Consider the following 20,761-nt stretch of genomic DNA (forward strand, 5'->3'; position numbering starts at 1 on the left):
CGGGTGCCGATCGGACGTCTAACCACGAGCCGTTCTTCGCCAGGGGATATCATTTATGCCCGACGTCTCGCGCCGTGCCGGCCTTGCTGGGGCGTTTTGCGCCTGCATTGCCGCGACGCTGCTTCCGGCGGCCCCGTCCCTCGCGCATGCAGGCGAGGCGACACCGACCGACATGTTGACGGGCATCTATCGCGAGGCCGTCAAAGGCGAGTACCCCGATTGGCTGAAGCCGCAGCAGCGGACCAAATTCCTCTCGAAGTCGCTGCTGGCGCTCTGGGCCAGGTGCGACGCCAGGAAGGCGCCCGATGACGACACAGGTCCGATCGATTTCGATCCGACCACCGACACCAATGGACTCGAGCTCGAGAGTTTCACGATCACGCGCCAGAACGCGACCGCCAATGCGGCGGTGCTCGCGGTGAAGCTGAACTACCGCAAGCCCTATTACCGGCCCGGCCCGCCGGCGGTCGTAACCTATGATTTCGTCCAGGAGGAGGGCCACTGGCGCATCGACAACTTCCACACCACGAAATGGTCGATCCGGGAGATGCTGACGCAATGGCTGAAGAAGCAGTGAGCGGGCCAGCGCATCGCTCGTAACCGAATTTGTGATGTCCCTCGTCAAGGCTCCGACAGACATGGACCTTCCCGTCTTCCGATATCATCCCGATCCGATTGCAAGCGGCAGCATCGTTGCTTCCGAGGCGCAATGCGTTTGCTGCGATCAGCGGCGTGGCTTCATCTATATGGGACCAAGCTATTGCGAGGCGGAGCTCGACGAGGCGCTCTGTCCGTGGTGCATCGCCGACGGCTCGGCGCATGAGACATTCGACGCGAGCTTCGTCGACGAAGCGCTCTTCCCGGACGAGATTCCCCGCGAGGTCGTCGAGGAGATCGCCTTGCGCACCCCGGGCTTCTCCGGCTGGCAGCAGGAGCAGTGGATGGCCTGTTGCGGTGACGCGGCCGCCTTCATCGAGCCTGCAGGCCATGCCGAGATCCGCGCACGCCATCCGCAGCTCGAGGGCACGTTGATGATGCAGATCGTGCACGATCGCGGCGTGTCCGGCGACGCCGCGACGCGATTCCTCACCTCGCTCAACCGCGACCGCGGGCCGACAGCCTACGTCTTCCGCTGTCGCCACTGCGACAGCAAGCTCGCTTACATCGACTGTCATTAGCCGGGCACGCGGAGCCGACATGAGCCACGCCTTCTGGAGCTGCTTGACCTGCCTTGCGATCATGACGTTCTCGTCGACCTCCGGCTTGGCCGACGAGACGGTCCTGCTGGAGGTCGAGCTCAAGCTGACGGATCGGGACTACAAGCCGCTCGCCGGCGTGCCGGTTCGCCTGGTATTCGGCACCGGGGATTGGCAGGCGCCCAATGCCGGCACGCGTGTCCTCTCGGCGGACGATGGCACCGCGCGATTTACGGCGCAGGCCGTCATCGACCGACGCTGGAATTTCAGCAATATCGGCTTCACACCATTCAGCATGCCGTTTCGTGCCGACCATCTTTTTCTTGCGGCCGAGCTCGAATTCGTAATTCCGAGACGGGACGGCGGGGATGCCGTTCATCAGTTTCTCTACACCGCCGATATCGATCGGATGCCGGACGGGGATTGCAGCACGTTGGATCTCGACAAGGTCTATGAAGCGGGGCCGGACGGCCGATTCACCCGGCTCGTCGGCTCCAACGCCGCCGGCCCGAATTTCGACGGCATGATCGAGGGTTGGAAGCTCGACAGCGCCGGATACAGGATGTGGGACTCCATGCTGACGCCGGTCAAGGATGTCCTGACCGGCACGCGCAAATGGCACCTGAAGCTCGGCTTGATGCGCCGGCCGAAGCCCGTTCTGGTGCAATAGGCTGGTCTGCTCTACTCCGACGTGACCAGCGCATGCACGGAGAACATTCGTGCCGCGTCGGTCCACGTCTCCCGCACGCGCCAGCCGGCACCGCGCGCCAGCGCTGCAAACCGCTCCAGGCTGTATTTGTAGCTGTTTTCGGTATGGATGCTCTCGCCGGGCCGGAATGAGAAGCTCGTGCCCAGCATGCGCACGGTCTGGCTCTTCCTGCTGATCAGGTGCATCTCGATGCGGTGCTGCTCGCGATTGTAGATCGCGCGATGGGTGAAGGCGGAGAGGTCGAAATTGCCGCCGAGCTCGCGATTGATGCGGACGAGCACGTTGAGATTGAAGCGGGCGGTGACACCGGCTGCGTCGTTATAGGCTTCGTGGAGCACCCGCTCGTCCTTCTCCAGGTCGGCACCGATAATCATCAACGCGCCCTGGCCCAGAATCTTCCGCGCGCTCTTCAGGAATGCCTTGGCTTCATGCGGCTCGAAATTACCGATGGTCGAGCCCGGGAAGAAGCCGACCTTCGGCAGCGAGGCGACTGCTGGCGGCAGCTCAAACGGCGTGGTGAAGTCTGCGGCCACCGGATGGATGCCGAGCGAGGGAAAATCATGCCGCAGGCCGTTCGCCTGCCCGTGAAGGAAATCGCCGGAGATGTCGACGGGCACGTAGGCGGCGAACCTGCAATGCTTCAGGAGCAGGCGGACCTTGGTGGTCGCGCCGGCGCCGAACTCGACCAGTGCCGCATGCTCCGGGATGATCTTCGCGATCTCACTGCCGCGCTCGCGCAGGATCGAGAGCTCGGTGCGCGTCGGATAATATTCCGGCAGGCGCGTGATCGCTTCGAACAGCTCTGATCCCGTCGCGTCGTAGAAATATTTCGGAGACAGCTTTTTCGGCTGCTGCGACAGATCTCCGATGGCGTCGCGGGCAAAGGCGGTGGTCTGTTCGTCAGGAAGATGGGCTTCGGCCAAAGCGCTGGCGTGCACATTCATGATACTCTCCTGAACGCGCTGTCCGGCGCGCGGTTGTCGTCGGATGAGAACTCAGTCGTAGTCGGCGAGGCGTAATCCCGTGAATTGCCAACGGTGGTGCGGGTAGAAGAAGTTGCGATAGGTGATACGGCTGTGCCCGCCTGGAGTTGCAAGCGAGGACCCGCGCAGCACCAGCTGATTGACCATGAACTTGCCGTTGTACTCGCCGAGCGCACCTTCCACGGCCCGGTAACCCGGGTAGGGCGAATATGAGCTGCGGGTCCATTGCCAGACGATGCCGAAGGCATCGTTGAGCTGGCCGGCGCGGGCCGCGACCTCCCATTCCATCTCGGTCGGCAGGTGTTTTCCGGCCCAGCGCGCGAACGCATCGGCCTCGTAATAGCTGACGTGGCACACGGGCGCGTTCGGATCGACCGGCTTGAGGCCGGCGAGCGTCGTCATGTGCCAGCCACCATTGATCTCGCGCCAGTGGCCCGGCGCCTGCCAGCCCTCGTTGCTGACCGCGGCAAAGCCGTCCATCAGCCATAGCGGCGCGGTTCGGTAACCGCCGTCCCGCATGAAGGCGAGCCACTCGGCATTGGTGACGAGATTGCGTGCGACCCTGACCGGACCGACGAGCGCGCGATGCGCCGGCTTCTCATTGTCGAAATGAAAGCTGTCGTCGGCGTGTCCGATGCTGTGGATGCCTTCGTTCAGGGATAGCCATTCCGGGCCCGTCTTGTTCGAGGCCGGGAAGCGCCACTCGGGGTCGTAAGCGGGCAGGACCGGATTCTGCGCAAAGGCGTGCAGGATATCCGTGAACATCAGCTCCTGGTGCTGCTGCTCATGATTGAGGCCGACGTCGACCAGCGGCCTGATGGCGCGAAGCTTGGCCTCATCCGCCTCGCGGAAGAATCTTACGACGGCGGCATCGACGTGTCTCCGATAGGCGGTGACCTGATCGGTGCTCGGCCGTGTGATGTCGCCGCGGCGATGCCGGGCATGGCGTGGACCGGCACTGACATAATAGGAATTGAACAGGAATGCGAAGTCGGGATGAAAGGGCTTATAGCCCGGACAGTGCTCGCCGAGCAGAAACTGCTCGAAGAACCAGGTCGTATGCGCGCGGTGCCATTTCGCAGGACTCGCATCCGGCATGGACTGGATCTGCTGGTCTTCCGCGCTAAGCGGCGCGGCGCGGCGCTCGGTCTCGTTGCGAACCGCCACAAAGGCATCCACCAGCGCTTCGGCCGAGCTGCCGGAGAAAGGTGACGCAGGGAGCGAGCTGGCCGTTACGGAGGCTTGTTTCGTCACGGTTTTCTCCAGGTGGACAAGAGAACGTTGCAGGCGTAGCTCGGTTCCAAGAGACAGGTTCGTCCTAGATAGGGCCTCCGTTACGGGATAAAAGTCCTCCTCGGTGATGATATTAGAGCCATCAGGCTATAGTCCCGCCGCCCCCGAACTGGCAGATTTGGCCGCATGGCAGGGCTTCGTCGCCGCCATTTTACTTTGGATGTCCAATAGTTTGCGCTACATATTGGGGCAGGTATCGGGTTAGATGGCTGAGCCGGCCCGAAGCGATGAGGGCTCCGCCCCGGAAGGACATGGATATGAGCATCGAGGAATTCATCGACAGCGAAGTGAAGTCGAACGACGTGGTTCTGTTCATGAAGGGCACGCCGCAATTTCCGCAGTGCGGTTTCTCCGGCCAGGTCGTGCAGATCCTCGACCATCTTGGGGTCGGCTATAAGGGCCTGAACGTTCTCGAATCCGCCGAGCTGCGCAATGGCATCAAGGTCTATTCGAATTGGCCGACCATCCCGCAACTTTATGTGAAGGGCGAGTTCGTCGGCGGCTGTGACATCGTGCGCGAGATGTTCCAGGCCGGCGAATTGCAGCAGCTCTTCGCCGACAAGGGCGTTGCGGTCAACGCAGCGGCCTGATCCGTGGCGATGCTGACGCGCCGGATCGGTGGCGCGCAGTTAGAAGTCATTGTTGCCAACATCACGACCTTGAGCGTTGACGCCATCGTCAACGCCGCCAACACGTCGCTCCTCGGCGGGGGCGGCGTCGATGGCGCGATTCACCGGGCCGCCGGTCCGGACCTTGTCGCCGAGTGCCGCATGCTCCACGGCTGCAAGACGGGTGATGCCAAAATCACGCGGGGCTACCGGCTGAAGGCCGCTCATGTGATCCACACCGTCGGACCGGTGTGGAATGGTGGCACTCTCGGCGAAGACGATCTGCTCGCCTCCTGCTATCGCCGTTCGATGGAGCTCTGCCGCAAGCACGAGCTCACTTCCGTGGCATTCCCGGCGATTTCGACCGGCATCTACCGTTTCCCGGCGGACCGCGCCGCGAAGATTGCAGTCGCGACCACGGTCGAAGCTCTGGCCACGACCCCTTGCGTCACGCAGGTCATCTTCTGCTGTTTCTCCGAGCCAAGCGCCGTCTTGCATCGTGAGGCGCTGTTGGCGCACGGCACCGGCGACTGACGATGAGGCTGCCGGACGGTCGTTCCGCTGAAGGACGTCTGGCCCTCCTGCGTTGGCTGCTTGTCTGCGCCGGGCTATTGGCATTCGCCGCGGCTGCAGCGGCAGAAGACCTGCTTGCCGGACGTGAGCTCGATGCGCCACAGCTCGCGCGCGTAAGTGAATATCTTCGTGGCGAGGTCGCGGCCGGCAAGATTCCTGGCGCGATCCTGCTGATCCAGCAGCACGGCAGGCCCGTCGTCTACGAGAAATTCGGCCTGCGCAACGTCAAGACGGCAGAGCCGATGACGGACGACACCATCTTCCGTCTCTATTCGATGTCGAAGCCGGTGACCTCGGTCGCAGCGATGATGCTGGTCGACGACGGCAGGCTTGGTCTCGACGACGCTCTTTCGAAACACATTCAGGCCTTCGCCGATGTGAAGGTTGGCGTCGCGCAGCCGGACGGCAGCTTGCAGCTCGTGCCGCCGGCGCGGCCGATCACCATCCGCGACCTCCTGCGTCACACCTCTGGCGTCACCTACGGCTTCTATGGCGACAGCCCGGTGCGCAGGCTCTATGCGCAGGCCGGCCTGCTTGACGGGGATCCCGACAATGCCGAGTTCGTCGAGCGTCTGGCGCGATTGCCGCTGGCCGAGCAGCCGGCGACGCTATGGGACTACGGCCATTCAACCGATGTGCTGGGGCGGGTGATCGAAATTGTTTCGGGGCAATCGCTCTATCAGTTCGAGAAGGAGCGGCTGCTCGATCCGCTGGGGATGCGCGATACCGCTTTTTTCGTCGCCGACGATGCGAAGCGATCAATGATCGCAGAGCCCTTGCCGAACGACTGGTTCGACCGACCGGTCGCTGGCATCAAGGAGGCGACCGCGCCGCGGCGCTGGGAATCAGGCGGAGCCGGCATGGTCGGCGCCATCAGCGACTATGCGCGCTTTGCGCAGATGCTGCTCAATGGCGGCGAGCTCGACGGAAGGCGCTATCTCGGGCGCGAGACGGTCGCGCTGATGACCTCGGACCAGATCGGCGAGGGGACTGGGATCGGGAAGGATCCCGAATTCTATTTTCCTGGCCCGGACAGCGGCTTCGGCCTCGGCTTTGCGGTGCGGACGGAAGCGAACGCGGCGCTGCCGGCCGGCGAATATCGCTGGGACGGCGTCGGCGGCACCTTCTTCTTCATCGATCCCGCGGACGACATGTTCGTCATCTGCATGATGCAGTCGCCGTCGCAGCGTGGGCCGATCCAGACCGAATTGAGGCGGCTGGTCTACGAGGCGATGGGGCGCTGATCACGCCCCGCGCACGATCTCGCGCACCTGGCCGATCGTTTCCTCGATCATCGCAGCCGTCACGTCCAGATGGGTGCAGGCGCGGATGCGTCCGTCCATCATGGCAAGCATCACGCCGCGCTTGCGCAAGGCGCCGACCATCTTGTCGCCGGGAACGCCGGCGCCGTCGGGCTTGAAGAACACGAGGTTGGTCTCGGGCTCCTGCACCTCGATCCCTGCGATCTGCGACAGCCCGCGCGCCAGCGCGCGTGCATTGGCGTGGTCATCCGCAAGGCGACCGACGTGGTGGTCGAGCGCATAGATGCAGGCGGCTGCGCAGACGCCGGACTGCCGCATCGAGCCGCCGAGACGCTGCTTCCACTGCCAGACCGCGTCGATGAAAACGCGGGAGCCGGCGAGCACGCCGCCGATCGGTGCGCCCAGGCCTTTCGAGAAGTCGATCCAGGCCGAATCCCAGCCTGCCGTCATGTCGCGCGCGGCGATGCCGGTGGCGACAGTGGCGTTGAGCAGGCGCGCGCCGTCCATGTGGGTGGCAAGTCCATTCTGCTTCGCGATCGCGACGATCTCGTCAAGCGCCGCCTTCTTCCAGATCGTGCCGCCGCCGATATTGGCGGTCTGCTCGACGCTGACCACCCTCTGTGTCGGCTGGTAGCGCGTGCGCGGATGAAGCGCCTTACGGAACGTCTCAGGTGTGAACTGTCCGTCGGGGCCCTGGAGCTGCGTGATCTGGAAACCGCCGAGCGCTGCATGCGCGCCGCCTTCGCGCGCGATGATGTGCGCGGTTTCGTGCGCGAGGATCTCGTCGCCGGGACGGCAGTGCACCAGCGTCGCGGTGACGTTGCACATCGTGCCCGAGGGCATGAACACCGCAGCTTCCTTGCCGAGCAGATCCGCAACGCGATCGCAGAGCGCATTCGTGGTCGGGTCGTCGCCGACCTGCTCGTCGCCGACTTCCGCGCGCGCCATCGACTCGCGCATCGCAGGCGTCGGCCGCGTCTGCGTGTCCGAAAGCAGGTTGATGCGCACCGGCGGTGCCTTGGGATCGACGGGGGGAGGGGTGTAGAGCATGCGACGCCTCTTGGATTGGGACGGCCCTTGCCGGGTCTCTTAAACAAAAAGGCCCCGGTTTTGCCGGGGCCTTTCGAACTTCGTTATCAGCGCGAATAGAATTCGACGACCAGGTGCGGCTCCATCTGCACCGGGAACGGCACGTCGGAGAGGCCGGGGATGCGCGCGTATTTCGCGGTCATCTTGCCGTGGTCGACTTCGAGATAGTCGGGGACGTCGCGCTCGGGGAGCTGGCTCGCTTCGAGAACGTGGGCGAGCTGCTTGGAGGCTTCCTTGACCTCGATCACGTCGCCGACCTTGAGCTGGTAGCTCGAGATGTTGACCTTGCGGCCGTTCACCTTGATGTGGCCGTGGTTGATGAACTGGCGCGCGGCGAAGATCGTCGACACGAACTTGGCGCGATAGACTACCGCGTCGAGACGGCGCTCCAGCAGGCCGATCAGGTTCTCGCCGGTGTCGCCCTTCAGGCGGCTCGCCTCGACATAGATGCCGTGGAACTGGCGCTCGCTGATGTTGGCGTAGTAGCCCTTGAGCTTCTGCTTGGCGCGGAGCTGCACGCCGAAGTCGGAGAGCTTGCCCTTGCGGCGCTGGCCGTGCTGGCCGGGGCCGTACTCACGGCGGTTCACGGGGCTCTTCGGGCGGCCCCAGATGTTCTGGCCCATACGGCGATCGATCTTGTACTTCGCCTCACTGCGCTTAGTCATCGCGTCCTCTTGATAGAGTTAGGTTGGTTTGAGGAAACGCGCCCTCCTGTGTGACCGGGAAACCCGGCACCGACAGGCCCCATCCCCAAAGCTTCAAGGGACAAGGCCACGGGTCGCGAAACGCTTCGCGGGCCGAAACCGGCCCGCGAGCAGGCGGCTTTTAGGTGAAATCGGGCCGTCCTGTCAATCCTTTACGTCGCCACAGCTCGGATCGGCTTGGGCTCCGCAGCCTGCCGGCTGCCGCGCAATTCGGCAGCGATTTCAGTGTTCAGGACCTGTTCCAGCCGGGTCAGGACCCGGGCAATCGGGGCGGCATCGGTAATCCGGTGATCCCAGCGCAGGACGACATTGATGGTCTGGTCCGACTCGGCCACCCCATAGCTCAGGATGAACGGCCCTGGCGTGATGGCGTGGAGTTCGCCCCCGCCATAGGCCGCGACCGAGGTAACCGAATAGCTGCCGAAAAAGCTGGCGCGCTGGCGGCCGAAATTGAGCCCGATCAGCCAGGCCAGCCGGCGCAGCGGCAGCGGCAGGTGCATCGCCAGCATCATCTTGCGAACCATCGGCACGTCCCGGAGCGGGGCCTCCTTGGCATGCCGGATCAGGACGTCGATCTCGGTCAGCGCCAAGGCGTCCGGGCCGGCGATCCGCTGCGCCACCACGCATTCCTCGCCGTCCACGACGCGAGCGACAGCCACCATCGCTACGCTCTTGGGCAGCTCATAGAAGGTCGGCCACGGCCATTTGGCGTAGAGGGTGCGCAGGATCGGCTCGTCCCTGGCGACGAGCGCGAAGGCCTTGACGAAGATCGCGGCCCAGCCAGCCGGCACCTTTGCACTGGCGCGCGCCTCGAGCAGGGGGCGGATCTGGAGCGGCCGCGACAGCGAGACGAAGGGCACGCCCATCGAGGCGTGCATGAGGTCGAAGACCATGCGCCGCAGCAGCGAGATTTTCTTGGGTGTACCGCGCATCGTCCTCGGGTTTCCGCGGGCTCAAACAGGTGTGGCGAGTCGGGTCTTCGGCCCGCTGCCCTGATCTAGCATGAACCAGCCGGGTTGGAGCCAGCGGGTTCGTGAATCATCGCCTTCTCAGGCTCAGAAGAAGGTTCGCAAATTTCGGTAAAATCATGTCAATTCAATGCCTTAAATGGCTAATTTGATGTAGTCTGCAACCGGCTTTGAGAAGCGCTCGAAGACCGGCCTACCGCCTGATTCCCTCGAACGCCGCCATGATGCCGCGCTGGAACAGCGACCAGTCGAAGCCGAGCGCGATGGCGCGGTAGCCGCGGTCGATCAGGCGATTGGCCTGCTCGGCGGTGCGTGCTGCCCCGCCGATCGGCACACCGCTTTTGAGGATGCCGGCCTCGGCCCGGGCGATCAGTTCCAACAGCTCGGGGTCGTCCATCTGGCCGCGCTTGTTGATTGAGGTCGCGAGATCGCCGGGACCGATCACCGCGATGTCGATGCCGGGCGTCGCCATGATCTCGTCGATGCGGTTGACGGCGTCGACATGCTCGATGGTGATCATGCAGAGCATCTCGTCGTCGGCTGAGGCCATGTAGTCGGGCATCGACTGGCCCCAGCGGAACGGCGCATGGAAGGGACCCCAGAGACGATCGCCACGCGGCGGATAGTGCACGCTGCGCACCGCCTTCTCGGCTTCCTCGCGGCTGGTGATCATCGGGAAATTGATGCCGAAGGCGCCGATGTCCATCGGGGCCTTGGCAAGCCAGGGCTCGTTGGCGGCGATGCGCACCAGCGGCGTGCATGGCGTGCCGGTCGTGGCGGCGATCATCGCATGCGCCTCGGTCAGCCCGATCGGCCCGTGCTCGAGATCGACGATGATCCAATCGAGCGAGCGCGCCATGATCTGCACGGTTTGCACGCTCGGAATGGTCGCGATTGCTCCGAAGGCGGGACGGCCTTCACGCCAGAGCTGGCGGAGACGGTTGAGTGGCGTTGATGTGGCTGACATGGCGCAGAACCTGCGGGATAGAGGCGGCGCAACCTAGCAGCGTGCCAGCGACGCGAAAAGTCAGGCCGGGACGCGCCCGCCGAAGAATGGTGTCAACGCGGGCCCCAAGGTATGGGTGCGCTTGGACGTGAAAACGATTTCGGCGCCGGACTGGACGAGATCGGTGGCGCACGGGCCGAGCAGGTCCGAAACGCGGCGGGCGATCGCCGGGGCCGGATCGATCCAATTCACGGGCCAAGGTGCGAGCTTGATCAACCGGTCAAGCAGCAGCGGATAATGCGTGCAGGCGAGCACGATCGTGTCGGTGCGCGCAGTCGCATCCTCGGGGTTTCCGACGAAGCAAGGCTTCAGTTCGGCGAAGATATCGCCGTCGCTGATCGCGTTTCCGCTGAGCGCTGCCTCCGCAAGAGAAGCGAGCTCGGGCGAGCCGACCAGCGTCACCTCGCAGCCCTGGCCGTGATCCCGGATCAGCGCCTGGGTGTACTCGCGTTTGACGGTGGCCTTGGTGCCGAGCACCGAGACGCGCCGTGTCTGCGACTGCGCACAGGCAGGCTTGATCGCCGGCACCGTGCCCACGAATGGCACGCGATAGGCAGCACGCAAGTGGCTCATGACCGAAACGGACATGGTGTTGCAGGCGATCACCATCAGGTCAGGCTTGTGTGCTGCGATCAGATCGCCGACCAGAGGCACCACGCGGGCGATGATCTCGTCCTCGCTGTGATGGCCGTAGGGGAAGAAGGCGTCGTCGGCGACGTAGACGTAATGCGCGTCGGGGCGCGCCGCGACGACCTCGCGCAGCACGGTGAGCCCGCCAAGGCCGGAATCGAACACCAATATGGTCGGGGAGTCTGTCACGCGGTTACCCTAGCCGTGCCATGGTTACCATTCGGTTTTTGGGTCGGCTTTTGGGGCGCTTTTGCGGCGAACGCGGGTGCAGCCCAATTTTGAACGATTCAAATCGCCTCGATGGCGCTCGCCCGCTATCAGATCGCGCCATGCTGCGCCGCAGTTGGGGACATCCGCAGAATTCGGGGGCCGACATGATCAGAAACACCAATGCCGGCTGGGGCAGTATCTCCCGCTGGTTTCACTGGATCTTGGCGATCGCGATCATCGGCATGATCGGCTTCGGCTGGTGGGTCAACCACGTGCCGGAGAGGCCCGATCGCTTCTTCTACCGCTCGATCCACGCTGATATCGGCTACATGGTTCTGCTGCTCACCGTCATTCGCCTGGCTTGGCGCATCGGCAACCCGACGCCGTCGCTGCCGGGCGACAGCCGTCCCTGGCAGAAGTTCGCCGCGCGCATCAGCCACGCCGCGCTCTATCTCATCGTCATCCTGGTCGCGATGCTCGGCTGGGCACATTCCGGCGCGCATGCGCCCGACTACTCCAGCTTCTTCGGCCTGTTTCACGTGCCGCAATTCACCTCGCCCGACCGCGAGGCAGCGCGCGCCTACGAAGACCGCCACATCCTCTTTGCCTATGTGCTCTTGGCACTGATCGTGGTTCACGTCGCCGCCACCGCCTGGCATCACTACATCCGCCGCGACCGCGTCGCGGTGCGGATGCTGACGGAGGAAGCGAAGGCGGGGTAGGGAGGCAGCTCTGTTGCGTGCTGCTCGCCTCAATGTCACGCGGGGCATGACGATCGCGAGCGTTGCTTTCTCGTCTATCCCCACTGTCATTGCGAGCGCAGCGAAGCAATCCAGAATACCTCAGCGGAAAGACTCTGGATTGCTTCGCTTCGCTCGCAATGACGAAGCAAGGTGCGAGAGCCCCGCTCGGGAGCGGGGCTCGGTTTTGTTATTCTATTCTTTTTCATTGCCCGGAGACTGGTTGGGGCTCCGAGCCGGCGCCTGCGCGCCTTGACCTTGGCCCGTCGTCGATGATGACGACCCGCTGTTCGGATTGGCGTTCGGCTGATCGCCGCCTTGGTCCACGGTGGACCGGTTCTGCGAAGGGGCAGCCTGTCCGGTCGTGCTCTGTTGTGCAGATGGCTGTTGCGTTCCAGCCTGACCGGTCGTCGTCGATTGGTTCTGCGGCGCCGGTGCGTTCGCCCGGCCGGTCGTCTGTCCAGGCGTGCCCTGCTGCGGGGAAGGCTGCTGGGTGCCGGCTTCACCTTGGGTTTGGCCTTGTGTTTGGCCCTGACCGACTGTCGAGGACTGGCTTGCACCCTGGATCCTGTTCGACAGGCCAAGCGCTGCGACCGTTCGCGTGTCGATGCTGCCGCTCGTCTCGATGCCCTGCTGCCGCTGGAACGTGATCAGGGCCTCACGTGTCCGAGACCCAAGCACGCCATCTGCCTCTCCGACGAGCAAGCCCCTATCGATCAGGACGTGTTGCACCTCGCGGATCTCCGCTGAACTCAGATTGAGCGCTGCGACGCTGCCGCTGCTGCTTGCGTGGCTGTAACGGACCCGCGGCCCGACCGGGACGACGTCGACCACCCGGCGCTCCCGATCGAGGAACACGACTTCATCCTCGACGACGAAGAAGCTGTCATCGCGATAGTACGGGAACACATCGATGAGGGCAGGGAACGCCGCGACTGAGGCGACCGTGAAGCTCGCGGGCACCACCACGCCCCGATTGACCGCGAAGTCGACCGCGTTCGCGTTCACGCGCGGAGCGTTGCTGGCGGACAGTACCGACTGCTGCACCGTGGTTTGCTGTTGCGCCGTGACTGGGCGACCCGCGAGACTTTCAGTGCCTTGCGCAGCAACGTTGGCCTGGCCCTGAGTCTGGGCGGGAGCGGTGGCTTGGCCCCGGGTCTGGCCCTGATTGGCAGTGTCAGTCTGGCCTTGGGGTGTCGTGCCCGTCTGCCGCAGTGGTGCCGCGCCGGTCGTGTTCTGGCCCGCTTTGCTCTGGCCTGTTGTCGTTGTGCTCTGTCCCTGTGTCACACCGGTCCGGTTTTGCTGCTGCTGGCTCTGGCGCGTTTCAGCTCCGGTTGCACGCTGGCCTGTTTCGGATCGACGAATCTGCTCCTTGTCGCGTTTTCCCTGACCGATGGCCTGACTTCCCTGAGTCTGCCCGCGCTGGGTTTGCTCTCGTCCGAGTTGCCGCTCGTTCCTCTCTGCCGCGCGACCGCCTTCTCTCGAGGATTGCCCTGTGGTCTGGTGCTGCATTTGCTCGCCACGCTGAGCCGGACCCTGGCCGATGTGCCCCTCGCTCGGACCGTCCGCCCGTCCACGGCCCTGCGCCAACCCTTCGCCGCGCGATGGGCGGGCAGAGCCTCGATGCATTTCACCGCCCGACTGGCTTGCGGATGAGCCGGCAGACATTCCGTGTTCTCCGGCGCCAACCGTCCCGCCACCCATGCTGCCGCCTTCCCGCATGCCTTGTGCTGACGCCAGACTGACGCTTGCCAAGAGCATAGCCGTGGTCAGCAGAAATTTGTTCTTTGCGATTCTACGTTCCATCATCTCCTCCGATTTCATTCGCCTTCGATTTCTCCTGGCGATTGTCTCTTTTGCTATTTTCTTCTTGCGATCTGGCTCAGTGCGTTCGATCCGTTGTCGGACGGTGCGCTGTTCAGCTTGCTTGAGCCGCTGATCGCGATCGCATTCAGGAAACACCACACCCTGGCGCATCAGAGGAAGGAAGTTCCCGAGACTTCGCACCGCTCTGACAACGCCCAACAGCCCCGCCGGGCCGCTGTTCCTGTCGAGCCTGGCTTGCGACATTTCGGCCTACGGCCTGTCGCCCAGGCCTTCTGGTTCCGGGGGACTGTGCGGCAGCATCATCGGCCCGCAGCGCGCTTTTACGCGATCCTGTTCGTGGTCGTCGCCCGTTCGGCCTTGAGCTGCTCCTGCAAGCGCGAGATGTTCTCGAGCAGGCGCTGGCTGGCGAGGACCAGGAAGTAGTAGCCGAACTGCGGATCCTGGAAGTAGATCTCGAGCAGCCGTTCATAGGTGATGGTCAGCACCTGGCCGTCCTCGATGCACTCCACCGTTCCGGTGCGCTGGTTGTTCGGCGTCAGGAAGCCGAGCTCGCCCATCAGGCGGCCAGGCGGGATCTCGATGTTGAGCTCCTTGACCAGAAACTTGCCGGTCACCGTCAGGAACATCTCGTTGGCGGGGTCGTGTAGCTTGAAGAGGGTGTCACCACGGCGGTATTTGCGCTCGGTCATGAAGGGCTTCAGCCATTCCATTGACATGTCGCCCTGCGTCGCGTGGCGCGCCTTCTTCACGAGCTTGAGCATTTGGCGGAGGCGAATGCCGTTGATGGGGACGAGCAAAAGATACAGCAGGAAAGTCGAGGCGTTTCCGGAGAGCAAGCCATAGGCAGCGAAGAACGCGCAACCGATCATGTTGGCGACCCGCAGCGGCACCATGGTCTGCATCAGAAGCGTTGCGACAAGGAACGTCGCGCCGACGACGGCGAACAGATTGGCCAGCGTGATATTGGCCAGGAAGATTTCCAGCAGGCGGTTGAACAGGGCGTCGTAGGTGATGTTGTTGGGATCGAGGCCCATCTGCATCAGGATCTTCGCGACCCTGAGATTGTCCGCAGCCGTATCGAGAATGCGGTTCAAAATCGACGAGATATCTGCGTTGGACGTCATCATATTTCCCCACGCCTCAAGCCGTCGGTGCTTTTCGGATACAGATAATCGAAATCGATCGTTTGAGTAAGATGACCGGCGGATTCGATGCAAGCGGCCAATTCTAGCCCGCGCGGCGGTTTCGGCAATTGTCCACTCGTCGGGCCCGAAAAACCGGTCCGACCGGGAGGGCGGAACGGGCTCCGTTCGAGGCCATTAGCACTGAAAGCAATGTCCGGTGAGCAGTCATGTCCGATTCTTGCGACTATTTTCGTGAGCACGCGATCGTGGCCACCCGCAAGGCGCGTGCCTTGCCGGCGGGACCGGCAAAGCGCAAGCAGCGAACCGTCGCGCGCGTCTATCATCTCTTGTCCAGGGAGGCGGCGTTCGCGCCCAATATCCATCATCTGGATGAATTTCGCGCGGCGCGGCGCCTGGAGCGGCAGATCACGGGGACCGGTTGATCGTTGGGAGACTTGTGATGCCTTACCCGACTGACGAGCAGATTCGCGCACGTACCCACAGCTCTGGGAAGAAGCCGAGCGGCCGAAGGGCCGGCACCGAGCTGAGCACGCGCTCACCGACGCCGAACGACGGTCCGCAGGCAATGACCGAGCCTACGCCCACCAACCTGCTGGCTGAGCGGGCTTTGACGACGTGGAATGGTCGTCAGCGCCGTCTGCTACAATTCTGTGCAGCGGTTCGATGACAGCTTGACGAAAGCGACAGCAAATTTTGCAGTCTGGAAATCCCTGTCCCGACCACTATGCTCGTTGGTGCGGTCGGCTTGCTGCATCGCCGCGCCGCGAGGGAGATGGTATGCGCACAACATCGGTCGGCGTCGTTCGAATTGCCACCAAAGGGCCGGGCGACGTGGCAGGCCTTTTGGGGTTGATCGAGCAGGGCGAGATCGATCCGAACGCGATCCTCGCGGTCCTGGGCAAGACCGAGGGCAATGGCGGCGTCAACGATTTTACGCGCGAGTATGCCGTGGCGGCGCTCTGCGCGGCGCTCGCGCCGCATATCGGGCTCGAGCCTCATCAGGTCGAGCAGCGCATCGCCTTCGTGATGTCAGGCGGCACCGAAGGCGTGCTGAGCCCGCACATCACCGTGTTCACGCGCCAAATCATCGCGCAACCGTCCGCCGGCCTTGCCGGAAAGCGGCTCAGCATCGGCATGGCACAGACCCGGGATTTCCTCCCCGAGGAGCTCGGCCGCAGCGCGCAGATCGGGGAAACGGCGAAAGCGGTGGCATCAGCCATGGCGGATGCCGGCATCACCGAGCCGAAAGACGTGCATTTCGTCCAGATCAAATGCCCGCTTCTGACCAGCGACCGTGTCGAGGCGGCCTCCGCGCGCGGCAACACAACCGTGACGACAAGTGCCTACACCTCGATGGCCTATTCGCGCGGCGCCTCTGCGCTCGGGGTTGCGGTAGCGCTCGGCGAGATCGATGGCGGGATCCGCGACGAGGACGTGCTGCGGCGGTTCGAGCTGTTTTCGTCGGTGGCCTCGACATCGGCGGGGATCGAATTGATGCACAACGTCGTCATCGTACTCGGCAACTCGGCGTCTTCGGCGAGCACGTTCGAGATCGGCCATGCCGTCATGCATGACGCTATTGATGCCACTGCCGTGATCGAGGCGCTCGCAAGCGTGGGGTTAAAGGCCGGATCGACGGCGGATACGGGCCGCGAGCTCGTCAATATCTTCGCCAAGGCGGAGGCCTCGCCGAACGGCAGCGTACGCGGCTTTCGCCACACGATGCTGGAGGATACCGACATCAGCGCGACACGGCATGCCCGCGCCGCAGTTGGCGGCCTGATCGGCGGTCTTGCAGGAACCGGCGCCGTCTACGTCTCCGGCGGGGCCGAGCACCAGGGGCCTCCGGGCGGCGGCCCTGTTGCCGCCATCGTGCGGGTCGCCGATGATTCCGGTTGAGCGCGGTGGAGGGAGTATCCCCGTGCTCATCGGCGTTCGGCCGGCTGACGTCGGCCAATGTAACGCGTTTACTTCGCGGCGCTGTTCACGCTGCGATGATGGATCGACACGGCGGCCGAATTGAGCGTCGGACCGGAGGCGCTCACGAGGTCACTGCGCAGCGATGGCGAAGCGGCTTGAAGTGCGAAGATGATGGCTATTTGGGTCCGGTTCTGAAGGCGGTATTTGCGCATGATGTTGCCGATATGCGCGCGAACCGTATTTTCGGAGATCTTGAGCTCGTAGGCGATGTTCTTGTTCTGCATGCCACGGGCAATCAGCATCATGAGCTCGCGCTCACGCGGCGTCGGTGTGATTGGTACGCTTGTATTCATGACCAATTCCTCCCTGGCATGAAGGTTGATGTGACCATCCCAGCATTTTTTCTCACTCCACCTTAAGCGCTTCGATCGGACTGAGCTTGGAAGCCATGTGGGCGGGATAGAACCCGAAGATCACACCGGTCACGGCTGAAAATCCAACGGCGAGGCCGATCGACTGCATATCGATCGCGGTGACCCAGCCAGCTACTCGCGCCACCGTCATCGACATCGTGACGCCGCCGACGACGCCGATGGCGCCGCCAAGAAGACAAAGGACGAGAGCTTCACAAAGGAATTGCAAACGAATATCGCGCATCCGGCCGCCAAGCGCGCGGCGAATTCCGATCTCGCGGGTGCGCTCGGTGACGGAAACGATCATGACATTCATGATGCTGATGCCGCCGACGAGGAGCGAGACCGAGGCGATCGCGAACAGCAGCAGCGCCACGGTGCGGATGGCACCCTGTTGCGCCTCCATGGCAGCCGCGGGATCCAGCACCTTGAAATCGTCGGCCTGACCGGCGGGAATCCTGTGTCGTTGCCGCAGCAGGCCTTCGATCTCGCTGGTCGCACCTGCCATCTGGGTATCGGAGGCGACCTTGACGAGGATATAGGCGATGGCGTCGCGGTTGATACCGCTCGCGCTGCCGAGAAAGCGCAGCTTGGCGGTGGTCAATGGAACGAAGGCGACATCGTCCTGCGCCGGACCTTTGCGATCGAGCACGCCGATGACTTCGAGCGGGACCTGCATGATCCTGACTTGCGCGCCGATCGGATCGTCGCCCGGCGCGAACAGCTCTTTGGCGGCGGCACTGCCCAGAATGACGACCTTCGCGGCGCTCGCTTCGTCGGCCGCGGAGAAGTATCGGCCGGATGACAATTGCCAGTCGCGCACCATGAAGTGCGAAGTGGTCGTGCCGTTGATCGTGGTGTTCCAGTTCTTGGCTTCCCGGATGACTTGCGCGGTGCCCGCAACCGAACCCGCCGCGGTCTGGATCTCCGGAATCTGATCGAGGATCGCCTGCACGTCGCCCTCGGTCATCGTCAGCTTGGTGCCGGCCTTCATGCGAACGGCACCCTGTTGAACCGCGCCAGGCTCGATCATCAGCACGTTGGAGCCGATCGAGCGGATCTGCTCCTCGACACGAAGCTGCGCGCCCTTGCCGATGGCGAAAACGGTGACGATCGAGGCCACGCCGATCACGATACCCAGGATGGTCAGGATGCTGCGCAGTGGATTGAGGCGCAGCGCGTGAAGGGCGGTCTGAAGGGCCTGATATGCCGTCATGATGCCCAGACCTTGTTTGGCAATGGGTCACGCATCTCATCTGCGACGACCTCGCCGTCATGCAGGCGAATGGTTCGTTCGCAGCGCGCGGCCACGCTGGAATCGTGGGTGATCATCACGATGGTCTGGCCGCCGTCATGGAGTGCGTCGAACAGAGCCAGAATCTCGGCGCCGGTCCGGCTGTCCAGTGCGCCGGTCGGCTCGTCCGCGAGCACGATCGCCGGCGAGGCGACGAGGGCGCGCGCGATCGCAACGCGTTGCTGCTCGCCGCCGGACAGTTGCCTCGGAAAATGCCGCGCCCGGTGCAGCATGCCGACCGCCTCGAGGCACTGTTCGGCACGCAGCATCCGCTGCTTGTGACGGATGCCACCATAGACGAGCGGCAGCGCCACGTTCTCGACCGCATTGTGCCGCGCGAGTAGATTGTAGGATTGGAACACGAAGCCGATGGCGTGCGCGCGCAGTTCGGACCTGCGGTCATCAGCCAGATCGGCGACGTCGCCACCTTCCAGGAGGATCGCGCCCTCGCTCGGCCGATCAAGCAATCCGATCATGTTCATCAGGGTCGATTTGCCGGACCCCGACGGGCCCATGATGGCAAGACTTTCACCGCGCCGGATGTCGAAGCTGACGTCGCGCACCGCGGTCACCGCGACGCCCTCGGTCCGGTAGGTGCGACAGACTGATCTGACGCTGACGAGTGCGGGCAGGGCGGTCATGATCCGAACCTTATTCCGAGGAGCTCCATGCCCGCAGGCCGGATCGCCTGTCCGACCGCGACCTGGCTGCCTTCCGTCAAGTCGCCGCTCTTGAGCGCGACCTGCTCGGCACCGTCGGTGCCGACTGTGACCGCGATGCGCTTGAGCGAACCCGAGGGCATACGCAGCCATACGCCGTCACGGCTTTGGGGCGTCGAAGGCTGCGTGCCGCTCGGCTGGAAGCGCAGCGCTGCGACCGGTACCTTCAGAACGTCGTCCTGGCGGTCGACCACGATCTTGACGAGGGCGGTCATGCCGGGAAGCAGTGCGCCGTCGAGATTGGAGGTCGACAGCACGACGGTATAGGTGACCACGTGCTGCTGGGTCTGCGGCGCCTTGCGGACCTGTCGCACGATCGCTTCGAAGCGGCGGTCGGGATAGGAATCGACCGTGAAGTGTGCCCGCTGGCCGGCGGCAATGCGTCCGATATCCGCCTCATCGACCTGGGCGTGGATCTCCATGTCCTCGAGCCGGTGCGCCACGAGGAAGGCGGTTCTCGCCTCGAGGCCGACCGCGAGCGTCTGGCCCTCGTTGATGAACCGGCCGACGACCACACCGTCGATCGGCGAGCGGATGATGGTGCGGTCGAGATCGGCCTCGGCGGCGCGGAGGATGGCCTCCTTCTCCGGCACCGCCGTCCTCGCCTGCTGGAGTTCGGCCTCGATCCGGCGCACATCGGCGGTGGCGCCTTCGACGGCGTAGGCGTTCAGCGTCACGAGGACCTCCGCCTCGCGCTCCTGTGCGAGACGCGCGGTGAAATCGGTCTGCGCATCCTCGACCGTCGTGGTTGCCACCACGTTCTGCGACTGCAACGCCAATTTCCGCTGGAGGGTCCGCTGCGCCGACGCCTTCACGGCCTGGGCACTGTCGAGCTTGGCCGACAGCACCGCCCTTGTACCCTTCGCATTCTCCAGGTCGATCTTGCCGCGGTCGAGCTTGGCCTGTTCCAGCTCGACATTGGCGCGCGCCATCTCGATCGCCGCCTTGGCTTCGTCGACCTTGGCCGCAAAGCTCCGCGGGTCGATCTGCGCCAGCGGCTGGTCCTTCCGCACATTGTCGTTGAAGTCGACGTAGACCTTCGAGATCTGCCCCGACAGTTGCGAGCCCACCTCGATCGTCTTCACCGGCTGAAGCGCGCCGGTCACCGTGATCGTCTGCTCGATGCTGCCGCGCTGGATCGAGGCGTAGCGGAACATCAGCGGGTCGGAGCCGAAGGTCGGCGTTTCGTGTAGGGCGGGCAGGATGGCCTGTGTGGTTGCGCGATAGGCGTGTCCGGCTTCGTTTGCGATCCAGGTCGTCGAAGAGCGCACACCGGCGGGGTCGATGGCAAAAGCCGCCGCAAGTGCGGACACGCCACCCAACGCAACGAGGATTGGCACAAAACGCATATTGAAACCCCGGCCTTATCAAAAAGAAGACCGTCAGGCACAATTCGCACCCTCACGCACAGGTAGCAATTTCTGCGCTCTCGCTTGACGGTCCAGCAATATGTCGTCGGTTCTAGGCCCCTG

22 protein-coding genes are annotated in these 20,761 nt (G+C 63.8%); 9 read left to right on the forward strand and 13 right to left on the reverse strand.

The window, feature by feature from the left end:
* Positions 1-55 precede the first annotated feature (55 nt).
* Genes NLN62_RS33955 through NLN62_RS33965 form a run of 3 tightly spaced genes read left to right on the forward strand, consistent with a single transcriptional unit; the run spans position 56 to position 1,866 of the window.
* Complete coding sequence (locus tag NLN62_RS33955; protein ID WP_254111697.1) at positions 56-577, forward strand: hypothetical protein; 522 nt, start codon at positions 56-58, stop codon at positions 575-577.
* A 34-nt stretch (positions 578-611) separates the two neighbouring features.
* Complete coding sequence (locus tag NLN62_RS33960) at positions 612-1,178, forward strand: CbrC family protein (protein WP_254111698.1); 567 nt, start codon at positions 612-614, stop codon at positions 1,176-1,178.
* A gap of 19 nt (positions 1,179-1,197) precedes the next feature.
* On the forward strand, positions 1,198-1,866 hold the full coding sequence (locus NLN62_RS33965; protein WP_254111699.1) for a hypothetical protein: 669 nt from the start codon (positions 1,198-1,200) through the stop codon (positions 1,864-1,866).
* Positions 1,867-1,877: 11 nt separating this feature from the next.
* On the opposite strand, the gene egtD is transcribed toward NLN62_RS33965, so the two are convergent.
* The gene (gene egtD, locus NLN62_RS33970) at positions 1,878-2,849 is read right to left on the reverse strand and encodes an L-histidine N(alpha)-methyltransferase (protein ID WP_254111700.1); all 972 of its coding nucleotides are present in this window, start codon (positions 2,847-2,849) and stop codon (positions 1,878-1,880) included.
* A gap of 51 nt (positions 2,850-2,900) precedes the next feature.
* On the reverse strand, positions 2,901-4,142 hold the full coding sequence (egtB, locus tag NLN62_RS33975; RefSeq protein WP_254111701.1) for an ergothioneine biosynthesis protein EgtB: 1,242 nt from the start codon (positions 4,140-4,142) through the stop codon (positions 2,901-2,903).
* 296 nt (positions 4,143-4,438) lie between these two features.
* Here egtB and grxD point away from each other — a divergent pair, with 296 nt between their 5' ends.
* From grxD to NLN62_RS33990, 3 genes are read left to right on the forward strand one after another with little or no spacing between them, the layout of a single operon-like run.
* On the forward strand, positions 4,439-4,771 hold the full coding sequence (gene grxD, locus NLN62_RS33980; RefSeq protein WP_027525374.1) for a Grx4 family monothiol glutaredoxin: 333 nt from the start codon (positions 4,439-4,441) through the stop codon (positions 4,769-4,771).
* 3 nt (positions 4,772-4,774) lie between these two features.
* Positions 4,775-5,323: an O-acetyl-ADP-ribose deacetylase gene (locus NLN62_RS33985; protein WP_254111702.1), complete on the forward strand. Its 549-nt coding sequence runs from the start codon at positions 4,775-4,777 to the stop codon at positions 5,321-5,323.
* 2 nt (positions 5,324-5,325) lie between these two features.
* On the forward strand, positions 5,326-6,606 hold the full coding sequence (locus NLN62_RS33990; RefSeq protein ID WP_254111703.1) for a serine hydrolase: 1,281 nt from the start codon (positions 5,326-5,328) through the stop codon (positions 6,604-6,606).
* Here NLN62_RS33990 and NLN62_RS33995 read toward each other — a convergent pair whose 3' ends face one another.
* From NLN62_RS33995 to murI, 5 genes are all read right to left on the reverse strand, one after another.
* On the reverse strand, positions 6,607-7,674 hold the full coding sequence (locus tag NLN62_RS33995) for a low specificity L-threonine aldolase (RefSeq protein ID WP_254111704.1): 1,068 nt from the start codon (positions 7,672-7,674) through the stop codon (positions 6,607-6,609).
* 86 nt (positions 7,675-7,760) lie between these two features.
* On the reverse strand, positions 7,761-8,378 hold the full coding sequence (rpsD, locus tag NLN62_RS34000) for a 30S ribosomal protein S4 (protein ID WP_018647416.1): 618 nt from the start codon (positions 8,376-8,378) through the stop codon (positions 7,761-7,763).
* Between the two features lie 191 nt (positions 8,379-8,569).
* Entirely contained in the window at positions 8,570-9,349 is a 780-nt protein-coding gene (locus tag NLN62_RS34005; protein ID WP_027525370.1) for a hypothetical protein, read from the reverse strand.
* Between the two features lie 229 nt (positions 9,350-9,578).
* Entirely contained in the window at positions 9,579-10,352 is a 774-nt protein-coding gene (locus NLN62_RS34010; protein ID WP_254111705.1) for an HpcH/HpaI aldolase/citrate lyase family protein, read from the reverse strand.
* A gap of 60 nt (positions 10,353-10,412) precedes the next feature.
* Entirely contained in the window at positions 10,413-11,210 is a 798-nt protein-coding gene (gene murI, locus NLN62_RS34015; RefSeq protein WP_254111706.1) for a glutamate racemase, read from the reverse strand.
* A gap of 185 nt (positions 11,211-11,395) precedes the next feature.
* Between murI and NLN62_RS34020 the strand changes: the two genes are divergently transcribed.
* Positions 11,396-11,953 carry a cytochrome b gene (locus NLN62_RS34020; protein WP_027525367.1) on the forward strand — a complete coding sequence of 186 codons (558 nt, stop codon included), beginning with the start codon at positions 11,396-11,398 and terminating at the stop codon, positions 11,951-11,953.
* A gap of 213 nt (positions 11,954-12,166) precedes the next feature.
* On the opposite strand, the gene NLN62_RS34025 is transcribed toward NLN62_RS34020, so the two are convergent.
* Both NLN62_RS34025 and NLN62_RS34030 read right to left on the reverse strand, forming a co-directional pair.
* Positions 12,167-13,948: a peptidoglycan-binding protein gene (locus NLN62_RS34025; protein ID WP_254111707.1), complete on the reverse strand. Its 1,782-nt coding sequence runs from the start codon at positions 13,946-13,948 to the stop codon at positions 12,167-12,169.
* A 170-nt stretch (positions 13,949-14,118) separates the two neighbouring features.
* Positions 14,119-14,925, reverse strand: coding sequence for a cyclic nucleotide-binding domain-containing protein (locus NLN62_RS34030; protein WP_027525366.1), 807 nt, complete (start codon positions 14,923-14,925; stop codon positions 14,119-14,121).
* A gap of 224 nt (positions 14,926-15,149) precedes the next feature.
* Between NLN62_RS34030 and NLN62_RS34035 the strand changes: the two genes are divergently transcribed.
* A complete protein-coding gene (locus NLN62_RS34035; protein WP_027525365.1) occupies positions 15,150-15,365 on the forward strand; it encodes a hypothetical protein in 216 nt (71 codons plus the stop codon).
* Between the two features lie 355 nt (positions 15,366-15,720).
* Positions 15,721-16,842 (forward strand): ring-opening amidohydrolase, encoded by a 1,122-nt coding sequence (locus NLN62_RS34040; protein WP_027525364.1) that lies wholly within the window; start codon positions 15,721-15,723, stop codon positions 16,840-16,842.
* A 68-nt stretch (positions 16,843-16,910) separates the two neighbouring features.
* On the opposite strand, the gene NLN62_RS34045 is transcribed toward NLN62_RS34040, so the two are convergent.
* Genes NLN62_RS34045 through NLN62_RS34060 form a run of 4 tightly spaced genes read right to left on the reverse strand, consistent with a single transcriptional unit; the run spans position 16,911 to position 20,638 of the window.
* A complete protein-coding gene (locus NLN62_RS34045; RefSeq protein WP_051389916.1) occupies positions 16,911-17,216 on the reverse strand; it encodes a response regulator transcription factor in 306 nt (101 codons plus the stop codon).
* A gap of 52 nt (positions 17,217-17,268) precedes the next feature.
* Positions 17,269-18,492 (reverse strand): ABC transporter permease, encoded by a 1,224-nt coding sequence (locus NLN62_RS34050; RefSeq protein WP_027525363.1) that lies wholly within the window; start codon positions 18,490-18,492, stop codon positions 17,269-17,271.
* Positions 18,489-19,211: an ABC transporter ATP-binding protein gene (locus tag NLN62_RS34055; protein ID WP_027525362.1), complete on the reverse strand. Its 723-nt coding sequence runs from the start codon at positions 19,209-19,211 to the stop codon at positions 18,489-18,491. Before NLN62_RS34055 ends, NLN62_RS34050 begins: the two co-directional genes overlap by 4 nt.
* On the reverse strand, positions 19,208-20,638 hold the full coding sequence (locus tag NLN62_RS34060) for an efflux RND transporter periplasmic adaptor subunit (protein ID WP_027525361.1): 1,431 nt from the start codon (positions 20,636-20,638) through the stop codon (positions 19,208-19,210). The genes NLN62_RS34055 and NLN62_RS34060 overlap by 4 nt, the downstream gene beginning before the upstream one ends.
* Positions 20,639-20,761 lie beyond the last annotated feature (123 nt).

Source organism: Bradyrhizobium sp. CCGUVB23, assembly GCF_024199885.1.
In the GTDB taxonomy this organism is placed as follows: domain Bacteria; phylum Pseudomonadota; class Alphaproteobacteria; order Rhizobiales; family Xanthobacteraceae; genus Bradyrhizobium.

What these genes read in the sequence shown, in the direction of transcription:
- NLN62_RS33955 (WP_254111697.1), top strand. Translation starts at nt 56, where the DNA reads ATGCCCGACGTCTCGCGCCGTGCCGGCCTTGCTGGGGCGTTTTGCGCC.
- NLN62_RS33960 (WP_254111698.1), top strand. Translation starts at nt 612, where the DNA reads ATGTCCCTCGTCAAGGCTCCGACAGACATGGACCTTCCCGTCTTCCGA.
- NLN62_RS33965 (WP_254111699.1), top strand. Translation starts at nt 1,198, where the DNA reads ATGAGCCACGCCTTCTGGAGCTGCTTGACCTGCCTTGCGATCATGACG.
- egtD (WP_254111700.1), bottom strand. Translation starts at nt 2,849, where the DNA reads ATGAATGTGCACGCCAGCGCTTTGGCCGAAGCCCATCTTCCTGACGAA.
- grxD (WP_027525374.1), top strand. Translation starts at nt 4,439, where the DNA reads ATGAGCATCGAGGAATTCATCGACAGCGAAGTGAAGTCGAACGACGTG.
- NLN62_RS33990 (WP_254111703.1), top strand. Translation starts at nt 5,326, where the DNA reads ATGAGGCTGCCGGACGGTCGTTCCGCTGAAGGACGTCTGGCCCTCCTG.
- NLN62_RS33995 (WP_254111704.1), bottom strand. Translation starts at nt 7,674, where the DNA reads ATGCTCTACACCCCTCCCCCCGTCGATCCCAAGGCACCGCCGGTGCGC.
- rpsD (WP_018647416.1), bottom strand. Translation starts at nt 8,378, where the DNA reads ATGACTAAGCGCAGTGAGGCGAAGTACAAGATCGATCGCCGTATGGGC.
- NLN62_RS34005 (WP_027525370.1), bottom strand. Translation starts at nt 9,349, where the DNA reads ATGCGCGGTACACCCAAGAAAATCTCGCTGCTGCGGCGCATGGTCTTC.
- NLN62_RS34010 (WP_254111705.1), bottom strand. Translation starts at nt 10,352, where the DNA reads ATGTCAGCCACATCAACGCCACTCAACCGTCTCCGCCAGCTCTGGCGT.
- NLN62_RS34020 (WP_027525367.1), top strand. Translation starts at nt 11,396, where the DNA reads ATGATCAGAAACACCAATGCCGGCTGGGGCAGTATCTCCCGCTGGTTT.
- NLN62_RS34025 (WP_254111707.1), bottom strand. Translation starts at nt 13,948, where the DNA reads ATGCGCCAGGGTGTGGTGTTTCCTGAATGCGATCGCGATCAGCGGCTC.
- NLN62_RS34030 (WP_027525366.1), bottom strand. Translation starts at nt 14,925, where the DNA reads ATGATGACGTCCAACGCAGATATCTCGTCGATTTTGAACCGCATTCTC.
- NLN62_RS34035 (WP_027525365.1), top strand. Translation starts at nt 15,150, where the DNA reads ATGTCCGATTCTTGCGACTATTTTCGTGAGCACGCGATCGTGGCCACC.
- NLN62_RS34040 (WP_027525364.1), top strand. Translation starts at nt 15,721, where the DNA reads ATGCGCACAACATCGGTCGGCGTCGTTCGAATTGCCACCAAAGGGCCG.
- NLN62_RS34045 (WP_051389916.1), bottom strand. Translation starts at nt 17,216, where the DNA reads ATGAATACAAGCGTACCAATCACACCGACGCCGCGTGAGCGCGAGCTC.
- NLN62_RS34050 (WP_027525363.1), bottom strand. Translation starts at nt 18,492, where the DNA reads ATGACGGCATATCAGGCCCTTCAGACCGCCCTTCACGCGCTGCGCCTC.
- NLN62_RS34055 (WP_027525362.1), bottom strand. Translation starts at nt 19,211, where the DNA reads ATGACCGCCCTGCCCGCACTCGTCAGCGTCAGATCAGTCTGTCGCACC.
- NLN62_RS34060 (WP_027525361.1), bottom strand. Translation starts at nt 20,638, where the DNA reads ATGCGTTTTGTGCCAATCCTCGTTGCGTTGGGTGGCGTGTCCGCACTT.